This is a genomic window from Photobacterium proteolyticum (assembly GCF_001939735.1).
Lineage (GTDB): Bacteria > Pseudomonadota > Gammaproteobacteria > Enterobacterales > Vibrionaceae > Photobacterium > Photobacterium proteolyticum.
On sequence record NZ_MJIL01000101.1, the window covers coordinates 83,819 to 99,298 of the forward strand.

General features: G+C 49.9%; 11 protein-coding genes. 9 read left to right on the forward strand and 2 right to left on the reverse strand.

Annotation, left to right across the window (positions count from 1 at the left end):
- Window positions 1–10 precede the first annotated feature (10 nt).
- The 6 genes from BIT28_RS28190 to BIT28_RS28215 all read left to right on the forward strand — a co-directional run bounded on the left by BIT28_RS28190 (window position 11) and on the right by BIT28_RS28215 (window position 7,478).
- Complete coding sequence (locus BIT28_RS28190; RefSeq protein WP_075768299.1) at window positions 11–724, forward strand: succinate dehydrogenase iron-sulfur subunit; 714 nt, start codon at window positions 11–13, stop codon at window positions 722–724.
- A 111-nt stretch (window positions 725–835) separates the two neighbouring features.
- Window positions 836–3,646, forward strand: coding sequence for a 2-oxoglutarate dehydrogenase E1 component (gene sucA / locus BIT28_RS28195; RefSeq protein WP_075768300.1), 2,811 nt, complete (start codon window positions 836–838; stop codon window positions 3,644–3,646).
- 31 nt (window positions 3,647–3,677) lie between these two features.
- The gene (gene odhB, locus BIT28_RS28200; protein WP_075768301.1) at window positions 3,678–4,901 is read left to right on the forward strand and encodes a 2-oxoglutarate dehydrogenase complex dihydrolipoyllysine-residue succinyltransferase; all 1,224 of its coding nucleotides are present in this window, start codon (window positions 3,678–3,680) and stop codon (window positions 4,899–4,901) included.
- 133 nt (window positions 4,902–5,034) lie between these two features.
- Window positions 5,035–6,201 (forward strand): ADP-forming succinate--CoA ligase subunit beta, encoded by a 1,167-nt coding sequence (gene sucC / locus BIT28_RS28205; RefSeq protein ID WP_075768302.1) that lies wholly within the window; start codon window positions 5,035–5,037, stop codon window positions 6,199–6,201.
- Window positions 6,201–7,073 (forward strand): succinate--CoA ligase subunit alpha, encoded by an 873-nt coding sequence (gene sucD, locus BIT28_RS28210; protein ID WP_075768303.1) that lies wholly within the window; start codon window positions 6,201–6,203, stop codon window positions 7,071–7,073. The genes sucC and sucD overlap by 1 nt, the downstream gene beginning before the upstream one ends.
- 105 nt (window positions 7,074–7,178) lie before the next feature.
- Window positions 7,179–7,478: a VF_A0006 family four-cysteine protein gene (locus tag BIT28_RS28215; protein ID WP_075768304.1), complete on the forward strand. Its 300-nt coding sequence runs from the start codon at window positions 7,179–7,181 to the stop codon at window positions 7,476–7,478.
- Window positions 7,479–7,551: 73 nt separating this feature from the next.
- On the opposite strand, the gene znuB is transcribed toward BIT28_RS28215, so the two are convergent.
- Entirely contained in the window at window positions 7,552–8,337 is a 786-nt protein-coding gene (gene znuB / locus BIT28_RS28220; protein ID WP_075768305.1) for a zinc ABC transporter permease subunit ZnuB, read from the reverse strand.
- Window positions 8,330–9,109, reverse strand: coding sequence for a zinc ABC transporter ATP-binding protein ZnuC (gene znuC / locus BIT28_RS28225; protein WP_075768306.1), 780 nt, complete (start codon window positions 9,107–9,109; stop codon window positions 8,330–8,332). The genes znuB and znuC overlap by 8 nt, the downstream gene beginning before the upstream one ends.
- A 90-nt stretch (window positions 9,110–9,199) precedes the next feature.
- On the opposite strand from znuC, the gene znuA reads away from it, so the two are divergent.
- The 3 genes from znuA to BIT28_RS28240 all read left to right on the forward strand — a co-directional run bounded on the left by znuA (window position 9,200) and on the right by BIT28_RS28240 (window position 15,427).
- The gene (gene znuA, locus BIT28_RS28230; protein ID WP_075768307.1) at window positions 9,200–10,093 is read left to right on the forward strand and encodes a zinc ABC transporter substrate-binding protein ZnuA; all 894 of its coding nucleotides are present in this window, start codon (window positions 9,200–9,202) and stop codon (window positions 10,091–10,093) included.
- Between the two features lie 2 nt (window positions 10,094–10,095).
- The gene (gene mepM, locus BIT28_RS28235; RefSeq protein WP_075768308.1) at window positions 10,096–11,451 is read left to right on the forward strand and encodes a murein DD-endopeptidase MepM; all 1,356 of its coding nucleotides are present in this window, start codon (window positions 10,096–10,098) and stop codon (window positions 11,449–11,451) included.
- Window positions 11,452–11,602: 151 nt separating this feature from the next.
- Window positions 11,603–15,427: a helix-turn-helix domain-containing protein gene (locus BIT28_RS28240; protein ID WP_075768309.1), complete on the forward strand. Its 3,825-nt coding sequence runs from the start codon at window positions 11,603–11,605 to the stop codon at window positions 15,425–15,427.
- The last annotated feature ends 53 nt before the right edge of the window (window positions 15,428–15,480 follow it).

Sequence of the window (15,480 nt, forward strand, 5' to 3'; positions counted from 1 at the left end):
GGGATGAAAGATGAACTTGAATTTCTCGATTTACCGCTACAACCCAGACGTAGACAACGCCCCGCACATGAAAGGCTACACCCTGGAGGTGCCTGACGGTTCGGACATGATGGTATTGGATGCGTTGATCCTATTGAAAGAGCAAGATCCGACGCTTGCCTTCCGCCGCTCATGCCGTGAAGGTGTCTGTGGGTCGGACGGCATTAACATGAACGGTAAGAACGGCCTGGCGTGCATTACACCGCTATCGGCACTGACTGGCGAGAAGACCATTGTGATCCGCCCGCTGCCTGGCCTGCCGGTTATCCGTGATCTGATCATCGATATGGATCAGTTCTATACTAACTATGCCAAGGTTAAGCCGTTTCTGATTGACGACGATGCGCTGCCACCATCACGCGAGAACCTGCAGTCGCCGGAAGATCGTGCCCACCTCGATGGTTTGTATGAGTGCATTATGTGTGCGTGCTGTTCGACATCTTGTCCTTCGTTCTGGTGGAACCCGGATAAATTTATCGGTCCGGCAGGTCTGCTGGCAGCCTATCGTTGGCTAATTGACAGTCGTGATACTGCAACAGATGAACGATTATCAGATCTTGACGACGCTTTTAGTGTTTTTCGTTGCCATGGCATCATGAACTGTGTAAATGTTTGTCCTAAGGGATTAAATCCAACGAAGGCGATAGGCCACATTAAATCAATGTTGCTAAAACGCGCGGTATAAATTAGTCGAATTATCGATATGCTGGCTTCTTGACTCGCTATCGGAAGCCAGCTTTAAAGCCCGGCCTAGAGACCGGCGCAAATGGCGATAACTAGTGGTTAAGGGAAAAAAATGCAGAACGGCGTTATGAAGGCTTGGCTTGAGTCTTCACACCTGGCTGGCGCCAATGCAACTTATGTAGAAGACCTCTACGAGTTGTATCTTAGCGACCCAGAATTAGTCGACGAAAAATGGCGTCATGTATTTAGTGATTTGCCTGTGGTGAGTGAAGTTGCTGTCGAGCAACCGCATTCGCGTGTTCGTGATTACTTCCGACGTCTGGCTAAAGAGACAACCCATCTAAGTGCTTCCGTCAGCGATCCAGATGTTGATGCTAAACAGGTTAAGGTATTGCAGCTTATCAACGCATACCGTTTCCGTGGCCATCAGCATGCAAACTTAGATCCGTTAGGGCTATGGCAGCAGGAGCGAGTGCCTGATCTCGAACCTGAATTCCATAACCTGACCGCAGAAGATTTTAACGAAACCTTCAATGTCGGCTCTTTCGCTATTGGCCAAGAGACGATGAAGCTTTCTGAAATCTATGATGCGCTGAAAAAAACCTATTGTGGTTCGATTGGTGCTGAGTACATGCACATTACCAATACCGATGAAAAACGCTGGCTTCAGCAGCGTCTGGAATCGGTAGTGGGTCAAGGTGCATTTTCGAAAGACGAAAAACTGACTTTCCTCGATGAGCTCACAGCTGCCGAAGGTTTGGAGCGCTATCTGGGAGCCAAATTCCCGGGTGCCAAGCGTTTCTCCCTGGAAGGTGGTGATGCGCTTATTCCGATGGTGAAGGAACTTATCCGCTACGCCGGTACAAACGGCGCCCGCGAAGTGGTCGTCGGTATGGCGCACCGTGGCCGCCTGAATATGCTGGTTAACGTGTTGGGTAAAAAGCCGCAGGACTTGTTTGACGAATTCGCCGGTAAGCACGGTGAATCTTGGGGAACCGGTGATGTAAAATACCACCAGGGTTTCTCTGCGGATTTTGCAACGCCAGGTGGTGATGTACATTTAGTTTTGGCATTTAACCCATCTCACCTTGAAATTGTGAACCCGGTGGTTGTCGGGTCTGTGCGTGCAAGACAGGATCGCCTTGGCGATAAAGACGGCTCGCAGGTGCTGCCGATCACCATTCACGGTGACTCCGCAATTGCTGGCCAGGGCGTGGTAGCTGAAACATTCAACATGTCTCAGTCACGTGGTTACCGAGTCGGTGGTACGGTTCGAATCGTGGTCAACAACCAGATTGGTTTCACGACCTCAAACCCGAACGATACCCGTTCTACCCAGTACTGTACTGATATTGCGAAAATGGTCCAGGCACCAATTTTCCATGTTAATGCCGATGATCCTGAAGCGGTAGCCTTTGTTACACGCATTGCACTGGACTTCAGAAATACCTTCAAGCGTGATGTTGTGATTGATTTGGTGTGTTACCGCCGACATGGTCACAACGAAGCTGATGAGCCAAATGCAACTCAGCCGCTGATGTATCAGAAGATCAAGAAGCACCCGACTCCGCGTAAGATCTATGCTGATGCGTTGACAGACAACGATACCGTTGATCTGGAAACAGCGACATCACTGATCAATGAATACCGTGATGCGCTGGATCGTGGTGACTGTGTCGTCAAAGAGTGGCGGCCGATGAAGCTCCATTCAGTTGACTGGGCGCCGTATCTGGGTCACGACTGGACGGCGGAATGGCCTAATACCATTGAAGCATCTCGTCTCACAGAACTTGCTCAGCGTGTTTGTCAGTTCCCGGAAAGCCATAAGCTGCAAAGCCGGGTCCAGAAACTGTACAACGACCGCCAGGCCATGATCGCAGGCGACAAGTTGGTCGATTGGGGTATGGCCGAAACATTGGCTTATGCTACGTTGGTTGATGACGGTAACCGTATCCGGATCACCGGCCAGGATTCGGGGCGTGGTACTTTCTTCCATCGCCATGCTGTCCTGCATAATCAAAGCGATGCCAGTACCTATGTTCCGCTTGCCAATGTTCACGATAAACAGGGTGCATTCCAGGTTTTTGACTCGGTATTGTCAGAAGCTGCGGTATTGGCATTCGAATATGGCTACGCGACGGCTGAGCCTGGTGGCTTGACTGTTTGGGAAGCGCAGTTTGGTGACTTTGCCAACGGTGCCCAAGTGGTCATTGACCAGTTTATCAGCTCCGGTGAGCAGAAGTGGGGCCGTATGTGTGGCCTGACGATGTTGCTACCACACGGCTATGAAGGGCAGGGGCCGGAACACTCGTCTGCACGTCTTGAGCGTTATCTTCAGCTTTGTGCGGAACAGAACATGCAGGTGATTATCCCGTCGACTCCAGCGCAGGTTTATCACATGCTTCGCCGTCAGGTGCTTCGTCCGATGCGCCGTCCGCTGATTGTAATGTCTCCGAAGTCCTTACTTCGTCACCCTCTGTGTGTGTCGACGATGGATGATTTGGCTAGCGGTAATTTCTTGCCGGCTATTCCAGAAATTGATGACTTGGATCCGAAGCAAGTTAAACGCGTGGTGTTCTGTTCCGGTAAGGTTTACTTCGACCTGCTAGAACAACGCCGTAAAAACGAGCAGACAGATGTAGCTATTGTTCGTATCGAACAGCTATACCCATTCCCGAAAGAAGACGTTGAAGCCGCGTTGGCTGATTACCAGCACGTGACAGACTTCATCTGGTGTCAGGAAGAACCGCAAAACCAAGGTGCCTGGTATTCAAGCCAGCACAACTTCCGTTCGGCAATACCGCAAGGTGCTGCCTTGAACTATGCGGGCCGTCCGGCATCTGCTTCACCGGCTGTAGGTTACATGTCGGTTCATTTGAAACAACAAAAAGCGCTCATCGAATCAGCGTTGACCATAGATTAACAAGAACTGGAACAATAAGGACAAAACCGATATGACGATCGAAATTCTGGTTCCCGATTTACCTGAATCAGTTGCAGATGCGACAGTGGCAACTTGGCACAAGCAGCCTGGTGATGCCGTTACGCGTGATGAAGTTCTGGTTGATATCGAAACTGACAAAGTGGTGCTGGAAGTTCCGGCACCTGAAGACGGTGTTCTGGAAGCAATTCTAGAGACAGAAGGTACTACTGTATTAACCAAGCAGTTGATTGGTAAAATTAAAGCCGGTGCTGTTGCCGGTGAACCTACGGCCGATGTTCCTGCTGAAGCAGAAGCCTCGCCAAACAAGCGCAATACTGCGTCACTGTCTGAAGAAACGAACGAAGCACTGAGCCCGGCGGTTCGCCGTCTGCTTGGCGAGCACAGCATCAATGCTGCTGACGTCAAAGGTACCGGTGTTGGCGGCCGTATCACTCGTGAAGATGTCGAAGCGTATGTCAAAGAGGGTAAAGCACAGGCACCTGTTGCGGCACCTGCACCTGCTGTCGAGGCTAAGGCAGAAGCGCCTCTGGCTCACCGCAGTGAGAAACGTGTTCCGATGACACGCCTGCGTAAGCGTGTGGCAGAGCGCCTGCTTGAAGCGAAGAACAGCACAGCGATGCTTACAACGTTCAATGAAGTGAACATGAAGCCGATCATGGACCTTCGCAAGCAGTACAAAGACATCTTTGAAGAGCGCCATGGTATTCGCCTGGGCTTCATGTCTTTCTACGTCAAGGCTGTTGTTGAAGCGCTGAAGCGCTACCCGGAAGTGAATGCATCGATTGATGGTGATGACATTGTTTACCACAACTTCTTCGATGTAAGCATTGCGGTATCAACGCCACGCGGCCTGGTGACTCCTGTTCTTCGTGACTGTGACAAGCTTAGCCTGGCGGAGATCGAGAAAGGTATTCGTGAGCTCGCTATCAAGGGCCGTGACGGTAAGCTAACCGTTGATGAGCTGATTGGTGGTAACTTTACTATCACTAACGGTGGTGTGTTCGGCTCACTGATGTCGACCCCTATTATCAACCCGCCGCAATCAGCTATTTTGGGTATGCACAAAATTGCTGACCGCCCAATGGCCGTTGACGGCAAGGTTGAAATCCTACCTATGATGTACCTGGCACTGTCTTATGATCACCGTTTGGTTGATGGTCGTGAGTCGGTTGGGTATCTGGTAACGATTAAAGAACTTCTAGAAGACCCAACACGTCTGCTACTGGACGTTTAATACTTAAAGCTAAGCCGGGCAAGGCTCGACGCCCGGCTTTAACACGGTTTTAGGTATCATTGACGAAGAAATACCCAAGAGTATTTCAGATGGAATAACAAGTCCCCAAGGGATATAAAACGGATAGAACATCATGAATCTGCATGAATATCAGGCAAAACAGCTGTTTGCTGAGTACGGTCTGCCAGTTCCAGAAGGCTATGCTTGTGATACTCCACAAGAAGCTGCTGAAGCTGCTGGTAAAATCAGTGGTGACAAGTGGGTAGTTAAGTGCCAGGTCCACGCTGGTGGCCGCGGTAAAGCGGGCGGTGTTGAGCTGCACGATACCAAAGAAGGTATTAAAGAGTTTGCTCAGAAATGGTTGGGTAAAAACCTGGTGACTTACCAGACAGATGCCAATGGCCAGCCGGTAACGAAAATTCTTGTTGAAGAAGCCTCGAATATTGCCAATGAACTGTACTTAGGCGCGGTTGTTGACCGTGGTACTCGTCGCATTGTGTTCATGGCATCGACTGAAGGTGGTGTTGAGATCGAGAAAGTTGCGGAAGAGACACCGGAGCTTATCCATAAAGCCGCAATTGATCCTTTGGTCGGCCCTCAGCCATACCAAGGCCGTGAACTCGCATTCAAACTGGGTCTTAAAGGCGACCAAATCAAGCAGTTCACCAAGATCTTCCTGGGCCTTGGCAACATGTTTGCCGATTACGATTTGGCATTGCTTGAGATCAACCCGTTGGTTATCACTGGTGATGACAATCTGCTGTGTCTTGACGGCAAAATCAATATCGACTCCAACGCGATGTACCGTCAGCCTAAGCTACGTGAAATGCACGATCCTTCGCAGGAAGACGAGCGAGAAGCACACGCGGCGCAGTGGGAACTGAACTACGTAGCGCTAGATGGCAGCATCGGCTGTATGGTTAACGGTGCAGGTCTGGCGATGGGTACGATGGATATCGTTAACCTTCACGGTGGCCAGCCAGCAAACTTCCTTGATGTCGGCGGCGGCGCAACCAAAGAGCGTGTGACTGAAGCATTCAAGATCATCCTCTCTGACAGCAACGTAAAAGCTGTACTGGTTAACATCTTCGGCGGTATTGTCCGCTGTGACCTGATTGCTGAAGGTATTATCGGCGCTGTTGAAGAAGTGGGTGTCGAGGTACCGGTTGTTGTCCGTCTTGAAGGTAACAACGCTGTACTGGGTGCAGAGACACTGGCTAAGAGTGGCCTGAATATTATTGCTGCGACTTCCCTAACTGAAGCAGCGGAAAAAGTAGTTGCTGCAGCGGAGGGTAAATAATGTCAGTTCTAATTAATAAAGATACCAAAGTCATTTGTCAGGGATTCACTGGCGGTCAGGGAACTTTCCACTCTGAGCAGGCGATTGAATACGGAACGCAAATGGTCGGTGGTGTTTCGCCAGGTAAAGGCGGTACAACCCACCTTGGTCTGCCTGTCTTTAACACTGTGCGTGAAGCTGTTGAAGCGACTGGCGCAACAGCAACCGTAATCTATGTACCGGCACCATTCTGTAAAGATGCCATCCTTGAAGCAATTGATGCGGGAATCGAGCTGATCGTTACGATCACCGAAGGTATCCCTACGCTTGATATGCTGGATGTCAAAGTACGCCTGGACGAAGCTGGCGTGCGTATGATTGGCCCTAACTGTCCGGGTGTTATCACGCCGGATGAATGTAAGATCGGTATCATGCCGGGCCACATTCATAAAGCCGGTAAGGTTGGTATCGTGTCGCGTTCAGGTACGCTGACTTATGAAGCGGTTAAGCAGACTACGGATGAAGGTTTCGGCCAGTCAACTTGTGTTGGTATCGGTGGCGACCCAATTCCTGGCGCAAACTTTATCGACGTCCTGGAGATGTTCGAGAAAGATCCAGCGACTGAAGCCATCGTGATGATTGGTGAAATCGGTGGTACGGCTGAAGAGGAAGCGGCAGCTTACATCAAAGAGCATGTCACCAAGCCTGTAGTTTCGTACATTGCAGGTGTTACAGCGCCTCCGGGTAAGCGTATGGGCCATGCCGGTGCGATCATCTCTGGTGGTAAAGGTACCGCTGATGATAAATTCCAGGCGCTTGAATCTGCCGGTGTTAAAACCGTCAAGAGCCTGGCTGATATCGGTAAGGCACTGCGCGAAGTTACTGGTTGGTAATATTTGCTGCAAAGATGATGAAAACCCGCCACCTGGCGGGTTTTTTTGTTTGGTATTACCCTCAGTTTGTACAAGCTTGGAAATAAGCGAAAAGGGTAGGCAGAAATGAAGTGGCTGAGCGGTATTATCATCATTGTTTTGAGTTTGCACGTCGGTGCGAAAGAAGACAAAGCTGGCTATGAAGATTGCATACTGGCGCATGTATCCAGAACGGAAGATACGTTGGCTGCCAACTTGATGACCTACGCTTGCCATCGCCTATATATCGATAACTTTATGCTCTCCGAACAGGATCAAGGTTATTACCAGTGCCTGTTGGAGTACATGCCTGATGCCAAGAAAGCTGAAATTACACTTCAAATCAAACGCACCTGTAACGACAAGCACCGAAGCTTGTTTCGTTAATTAACCCTAATGATACTAAAAAGCCAGCAAAGACTGTCTGCTGGCTTGATAATGACAAGGCTAATATACCTGCTTAAGCGTCCGTTCTTTTAAACTGGCTGAGAATAAACATTGCAGCGGCGGCAACTACAACGGAAGGGCCGGCAGGGGTGTCGTAGTGCCATGACATGGCAAGGCCGATCATTACGGCAACGCAGCCGATAGCTGATGCTAAGCCAGCCATAAACTCTGGACTGTGAGAAAATTTCCGTGCCGTTGCGGCAGGGATAATCAGCAGCGAGGTGATTATCAGCGCACCGACAAATTTCATGGCAATGGCAATGACCATACCGACCATCAGCATCAGCAACAGACGCATAAAATCGACATTGACGCCCTCAACCTGGGCAAGCTCTTCGTTGATCGTCATCGACAGCAGAGGACGCCAAAGGAAAGCTAACAAAGCCATCACAACAGCGCCGCCACCATAGATCCATAACAGATCGGTAGTGGTGACTGCCAGTAGATCACCAAATAGGTAGGCCATTAAATCGATACGGACATGATCGAGAAAACTGACGGCAACCAAGCCTAGCGACAAGGCGCTGTGGGCAAGGATACCCAGCAGGGTGTCAGTTGCGACATACTTTTGTTTCTGCAGGCCTACGAGGATCACGGCAAGTGCCAGACAGCAGATAACCAGTGCCAGATTGAGGTTGATATTGAACAGAAAGCCTAGGGCAACACCCAATAAAGACGCATGAGATAGGGTATCGCCGAAATAAGCCATTTTTCGCCAGACGACAAAGGAGCCCAGTGGCCCGGCCAGGGCGGCAATACCGATGCCTGCAATCAGTGCCGGCAGGATAAAATCAAGCATTGTGTTTCTCTTGTTGCTCGTGGTGATGGTGCTGACAAGGCCCTACCGGGCTACCGGCAAGATCATGTTCATGATTGTGGTGGTGGTGATAAAGTGCCAGCTGCTCGCTTTGCTGTGCCCCAAACAGGGCTACATACGACGGGTGATTGGTAATAGCTTCCGGCGCGCCTGAGCAGCAGATATGATGATGCAGGCAGATCACATTGTCTGTTTTTGCCATGACTAGGTGCAAGTCGTGCGAGACCATCAAAATAGCACAATTGAGCTTATCACGCAGTGACTGGATCAAACTGTATAGTTCTAGCTGGCCATTAACATCTACGCCTTGTACTGGCTCATCAAGTACCAGTAAATCAGGGCGCTGGAGCAGTGCCCGGGCCAGCAGAACACGCTGCATTTCCCCGCCTGAGAGCGAGTGCATATTACTGTGGTGCAAATGCGCACCGCCAACCAGTTTAAGGGCATCGATCCGGTCGTTATTCGTATATCGCCCTGCGAGTCGCATAAAGCGGTCAACACTGAGTGGTAGTGATGCATTTAGCTGTAATTTTTGCGGCACATAGCCTATCCGGAGTCCTTTCTGACGAATGACCTTCCCTGCAGTGGGCTTGCGTAGGCCGGTGATGACTTTCACCAGGGTCGATTTGCCTGCACCGTTGGGACCGATCAGGGTGGTGATCTGGCCTCGTTCAAGTTTTATCGAGACTTGATCAAGCACGTGCCGTTCCGAAAAAGTCACGGTAACGGTCTGTAATTCAACTAGAGTAGTCATAAAAAGTGCTTCAAGGTATTTGCCAAAGTGAGATGTTATAATATAACATTTCAACTCTACTTGTAATCAATTATTATTTCGGAAACCATTATGCGCCGTTTGTTACTTTGCATCAGCTCTGTTGCTCTGCTCTTCTCATCAGCCCTTTCAGCCAGTGAGTTTAAGGTGGTGACAACCGTTAAACCCCTAAATTTGATCGTACAGGAGCTAACTGACGGCGCGGCAACCAGTGAGGCCATATTACCACCAGGTGCATCCCCGCACGATTACGCATTGCGTCCGTCAGATGTAAAGAAGCTAAGAGACGCCGACTTGGTCGTTTGGGTTGGACCAGAGCTGGAGATGTTCCTGTCAAAAGTGCTGGATGCGAAAGGTAACAGCTTGGCACTGACGGAACAACATACAATCGATCTTCGCTCTTATGAAGAGGGTGCTGAAATTGACCACGGTGATCACAGCCATAGCCATGACGGGGTTGATCCGCACCTGTGGCTGGGGCCAAAGCAAGCGATTCAGGCGGCGAAGGTGATTTCTGAGGCGCTTATCAAGTTTGATCCATTGCATAAAAATAAATATGAAGATAACCTTTCTCGGTTCGTGTCTGAAGTGGAACTGGCCATTGACGAATTGAACACTGAGCTGAAACCACTAGCCAGCCGGGGCTATTATGTTTTTCACGATGGCTACGGCTATTTCGAAGCACAGTTCGGACTGAATAATCTCGGGCACTTTACTGTTGACCCCGATCGTCGTCCGGGTGCGAAAACATTAGTTTCTATCCGTCGCTCATTACAAAACAAACAGGCACAGTGTGTATTCAGTGAGCCGCAATTTTCACCGGCTGTAGTAAAGAGTGTCGTTAGTGGCACAGAAGTCAATATTGGAACCCTTGACCCAATGGCAACGGAGATTGCAGAGGAAAAGGGAGGTTATGTCCGATTTTTGCAAGAATTGGGGCAGAGTTTTACCAAGTGTCTTAAATAATAATGAAAATATTCAAGGTTGCGGCCTTAACAATTAAACAATTACCCCGCCAGCATCGAATTGCTTTAGCCTCAACCTCATTGATCGTCGTGGCTGCCTTGGTATGGCAGCCTTCATCGCCGCTTAAGCAAACTGTAACCTATCAGTCTGATCAACGTATTGACGTTGAGATCCCGCTTGAAGAGTTAGATGTCCTGTCTGAGCAGAACAGCGAGCCGATGGGTGCTGTTCTTGATCCCGAAGATCCGGAGTTTTTGGCTCCGAAAGATGAGCTGGAGCAACAACTCGAAGAAGTGGTTGATATCGCTCATAACCATAAGGTGGCTTCTGGCGAGACATTAGGCGCGATATTCTCACAGTACGCGTTGCCCCTCGCTGATATGTACCGTTTGATCAAGGTGAACAAGTCGATCCAGAACCTCCGCGTGGGTCAGATGATTGAGTGGTCTGTCGATGACGAGGGCCGGGTCACAGAGTTCAGCATCAAGCGCAGTGCAAAATTGACTGATTTATATACGCTTGCCGGGCCGGGCTATGAGTTCAAAAAGCTGGAAGAAAACGGCGAAATCAAGCCGGTAATGTTAACCGGGCGGATTTCTGGCAGCTTTTATCAGTCGGCACGCGCCGCTGGCCTGACGCCCAATCAAATTCAAACCGTGGTTCAGGCACTGCAGTGGCGTTTTGATTTCGGCCGGGAGGCGCGTAAAGGCGACCGGTTTGCTGTTTCTGTCGAGCGTGAGTTTATTGATGGAAAAGCGGTAACACGGGGCGATGTGAAGTCGCTTTATTATTTGAGTGGTTCTCGCGAAGTGTTCGTGATGCGCCATGAAGACGGCCTGTTCTATGATGCCGAGGGCAAGAGCCTGAACCGTGCGTTGCGCCGGATACCGTTAGCCAAGCGTTACCGAATCAGCTCGTCGTTTAACCCAAGGCGTAAGCATCCGGTTACCGGGCGAATATCTCCGCACAACGGAACGGATTTTGCCACACCGATAGGCACGCCTGTGCTTGCTGCCGGTGACGGTGTGGTCGTCAAAGCAAGAAAGCACCCGTTGGCTGGCAACTACGTGGTTATTAAGCATGGTCGGGAATATATGACCCGCTATCTCCATTTACACAGACTGCTGGTGAAGGTTGGAGACAAAGTGACGATGGGCCAGCGTATTGCGCTGAGTGGTAATACCGGGCGATCAACCGGACCTCACCTTCATTACGAGTTGATCAAGAAAAATCGTGCGGTAAATGCGATGAAGGTTCCCTTGCCGCAGGCCGAGCCTATCTCGTCAAAACTGCGAGGTCGTTTTGTTCAGCTTGCCAGCGACGAAAGACAGAAGTTACTGGCGGTAATGCCGGGCTGATGAAAAAGCGCACAAAAGTGCGCTTTTTTTATGTCTCACCACTCATTTTATAAAATCATCCTTATACAACAAGTCAACTTACTTCATAATGTTTCGTTACGCTGTTGTGAGTTATTGCAGGGATACGCTGTACCAATAGTTCCTGGTTGTTATGAATAAAGCCTTTTTCATATTTTCCTTCTGTCTGTCAGTACTGTTGCACTGTAGTTTTGCTACAGCAGAAAACAGTCATGCCTTTTATCCGCTTCCTCATCAGGAACGCGGAAGCTTTGTGGCAGCCCAAAAGGTCATTGCCAATACCAACGGTGGGCTGTGGCTCGTTGATGCTCAGGGGGCGCTGATTTTCTATGACGGTGAGCGGTTAGACAGGGCGGTCGACCAAACCGGCGAACCGATCACCGGTGTCACAGACGCTGTTATGCAAGGACAGACGCTGTGGCTGGTAAAAGACGGCTATGCCTATCGCTTCCTCCCTACAACTGCCGAGCTAAAGCGGTTGAAGTGGCAATCGGCGCCGCTTAGATATGTTATCAGCCATCAGGCAGGTATCTGGTTTGCCAGCAGTAAAGGTTTATATGTCATTACGGATGAGCATCGGCAGCCGGAGTTTGTTTCGGTTCCAGAGTCACTCACGGTTACTGGTCTCTATAGCGCGGGCAATTCATTATTTGTTGCTGGGGAGCTGGGCATCTATGAGTTTAGAGACCGCCAGTTCTTAACTCCGCGTTTGTATCCGAGGCACAGAGTTACAGCGGTTTTTGAAGACAGCACAGAGCAGTTATGGTTCGGAACTCATTCCGGCTTGTTTTTATCCCGTCAGGTGCGCCCCGTTCTTTCTTCTCAAGATTCATCAAGACATCAGCTTTCGGTTTCAGCGATTGCCGAAACAAAATCCGGTATCTGGGTGGGGACTGCGCAGGGACTTAAGCTGATTGATAAGTCGTCATCGGCCGTGAGCCATTATCGTGCCGACGCTGATGATGAATATACGATCAATAACAACCGCGTGATGGCACTGCTTGGTGATGAGAAGTACGGACTGTGGATTGCCACCGAGAGCGGTATTAATTATTTACCGGCCTCAACGTCGGCCTTGAAAAGGTTTCCTTATGGCTCTGGGGGTAATAATGCAATAAAGGTCGGTCGAATTAATCAACTTCAGCAGATTGAAGATGGCAGCATCTGGCTTGCGACCGACAAAGGGCTGACAGAGCTTGATGATAGTTTGGGGATTGTGCGCCAGCTACCTTTATCTGGAGGCGTTGACTCTTTTGCATATAAAAAGGGGACTTTCTGGCTTGCAACCAGAACGGGACTGAAAGCTTATTCGTTAGTTGATAATGAGTGGTTGGCGCTATATTTTCCGAGCTGGTTTGAAGGTCAGTCGATAACCAGCGTGATGGTCGATCACTACAATTCGGTCTGGATAGGTATGGAGTCGCACCTTTACCGTTACTGGCCAAAAACGTCAGAGCTTAATTCGTTTGGTAGTCATTGGTTTCAGGCTCCTTACGGCAGCGAGGCCGTCACTGTATTGTTCGAAGACAGCCATCACAATATTTGGGTCGGTACGGATTACGCTTTATACCAGTTTGATACCGGGCTGCTTAGCATGGTTAAGCAAACGGCTAGCCTGGGCGGCGTGATCGACATCTATGAAGATATACTGGGCCAGCTATGGGTGGTAAATAATCATAGTCTTCAATATTCACCGAAGCAGGACAAGTTGCCACTGGAGCCGATTGTTCTCAACGGAGCCTATGCAAAGCCATATTGTATCGATGGTGACAATGGCGGGAGTTGGGTGACAACGAGCCAAGGGCTGTCGTACTACTCGCTATCCGCACAGCTGAGGTTGCACCTTCCGCCCTTGGTCGGCGGGGTTGAAAAAGAATCGTATTCACAAGCGTGTGAGATCTTGCAATCAGGAAAATTACTGCTCGGGGGAAAGAAAGGGCTGCTTGAAATTGATCCGAAGAAGTTACTTGCTTCGGAAAAGCAGCAGTTTTCTATTATTGTTGGCAATATCCGGGTCGATAATCAGCTGGCACGTTTGGCCGGTGGCTCTGAAACCTTGCTTACCGTGCCGTATGGTTCTTCGGTAAGCTTTGATATTGGCGTGCTGCCGTTTTCCGGATTTACCAAGCTGCAATATCGCTTGATAGGGGAACGGGAAGTGCCTTGGGTAAGCTTTAGTCATTCCTCATTGTTTTTTGATAACCTGAACCCCGGTGATTACCTGCTGGAATTGCGCTTTGATGGTGAAAACCCGCAGGATCAACCCGAAATTCGTTATGCTTTCCAAGTATCTGGCCCCTGGTACCTATCTTACTGGTCAACCTCGTTGTTGGTTGCGTTATTGGCCCTGTTGCTGTTTCTCTTTATTGGCTGGCGAGCACGCGCTTATCACCGTCAGAATCTAGCGCTCAAGCAGGCGGTCTTTCGCAGTACGGCCAGAATAGAGCTGCATAAAAAGCAGCTTTACGCCAGCAACAAACATCTGCAGCGTATATTGCATATGCGGCAAAATTTCATGGCCCAGCTATACAGTGAGCTGCGATCACCTTTGTCATTGATCCTTGGACCCATTCGGAAGATGCAGGCTACCAGCCATGGCGAAGAGAATGAACAGCTTCATCTGGTTGCTAACAACATAGAGCGCTCGCTGCATTTGGTCGAGCAGCTACTTACCCGAGATGCGCAAGCTTTCATTGAGCCTGAAAAGCGATGTGAACAATGGATTAGCCCGATCATCCAGGCCTGTTGCCTGAGTTGGCAGCTAGAGGCCGAACAGAGGGGGATTGCGCTCTGCCTTGAGGATGAGACTGACGGGGTGAGTGTGAAGGTGGCTCCGTATCATCTTGAAATTATGCTCGGTAATCTATTATCCAATGCCCTGAAATACACCCCCCGGCTCGGTTGTATCAATGTGGTGGTGAAGAGTATCGATCACAGGCTGGTGATGTCGGTCAGTGATACCGGCAAAGGAATGTCAGAAGAAGTCAGGGACAACATTTTTGATAGCTACTTCAAAGAGGATACCGACTTTAATCCGGAGGCCGGCTTTGGCCTGGGACTGAGTACTGTCAAGCAGCTTGTCGAACTCTATGAAGGAGAGGTTTCCGTTGTTAGCTACCCGGGAGTCGGCAGTGAGTTTGTGATAACCCTGCCTTTGTACCGTGAAGGTTGTACGAAGCCCTTGGCTGTCGAAGAGAATAGGGAGGTATCTGCTGCGCCACAGGACGACTTGCCAAAGCTGTTGATAGCATCGACGGACGAGGAGGTTGTAGCGTGCCTGACTGCTTTGCTTGAGGAATACCCCCTGTTGGTCGCAAGCGACGGTTATGAGGCGGTTTTTTTAGCGAAAGAAAATCAGCCCGACATGATTCTGTGTGATTTGGACTTACCCGGGCTTGGCGGGCTCCAAGTACGAGAAAGGTTGCAGGAAGATCCGAGAGAGTGCCTGCCTGCGTTCGTGCTCATGGTTGACAATAGTCCTCAGGAGCATATAGCAGCTGGCGTTGACTCAGTGCTAACTAAGCCTTTTGAGCCAGGTGATGTCCTTAATCATATCCAGTTTTTGCTAAGCGGTGAGTGTCCGCCTTTTCAGGCACTGATCTCCAGCCAGGCAGGGCTACCTGCTGAGGTTGTTGAAACCTCCTGGCGGCAGAGTGTGATGAGCTTGGTTGAGGAGCAATTTGATCAGGCGAACTTCGGTACCGCCATGGCTGCCAATGCCCTGTATATGTCGGAGCGTAGCTTACAGCGGAAATTTAAGCAGGAGTTCGGTATGTCGTTTAAAGACTATGTTAGTCAGTTCCGTTTTGAGCAGGCCAAGCGGAAGCTTAAGCATGGAGAACGTGTCTCGGATGTGGCGCTTTCCTGCGGCTTCAATGATCCGTCATATTTCAGCGCACGCTTTAAAGGTAACTTTGGTATCACACCTTCCCAATATGCAGCCCAGCATCAGCACTGATAGCCGATGACGCTACCTCTGACGTAAAGATTCCAATACTAAAAAAAGAACGT

Excerpts from the sequence above, each read along its gene's own strand:
- mepM (WP_075768308.1), top strand. The coding sequence starts at position 10,096 with ATGAAAATATTCAAGGTTGCGGCCTTAACAATTAAACAATTACCCCGC.
- sucA (WP_075768300.1), top strand. The coding sequence starts at position 836 with ATGCAGAACGGCGTTATGAAGGCTTGGCTTGAGTCTTCACACCTGGCT.
- BIT28_RS28240 (WP_075768309.1), top strand. The coding sequence starts at position 11,603 with ATGAATAAAGCCTTTTTCATATTTTCCTTCTGTCTGTCAGTACTGTTG.
- znuB (WP_075768305.1), bottom strand. The coding sequence starts at position 8,337 with ATGCTTGATTTTATCCTGCCGGCACTGATTGCAGGCATCGGTATTGCC.
- sucC (WP_075768302.1), top strand. The coding sequence starts at position 5,035 with ATGAATCTGCATGAATATCAGGCAAAACAGCTGTTTGCTGAGTACGGT.
- odhB (WP_075768301.1), top strand. The coding sequence starts at position 3,678 with ATGACGATCGAAATTCTGGTTCCCGATTTACCTGAATCAGTTGCAGAT.
- BIT28_RS28190 (WP_075768299.1), top strand. The coding sequence starts at position 11 with ATGAACTTGAATTTCTCGATTTACCGCTACAACCCAGACGTAGACAAC.
- znuC (WP_075768306.1), bottom strand. The coding sequence starts at position 9,109 with ATGACTACTCTAGTTGAATTACAGACCGTTACCGTGACTTTTTCGGAA.
- znuA (WP_075768307.1), top strand. The coding sequence starts at position 9,200 with ATGCGCCGTTTGTTACTTTGCATCAGCTCTGTTGCTCTGCTCTTCTCA.
- BIT28_RS28215 (WP_075768304.1), top strand. The coding sequence starts at position 7,179 with ATGAAGTGGCTGAGCGGTATTATCATCATTGTTTTGAGTTTGCACGTC.
- sucD (WP_075768303.1), top strand. The coding sequence starts at position 6,201 with ATGTCAGTTCTAATTAATAAAGATACCAAAGTCATTTGTCAGGGATTC.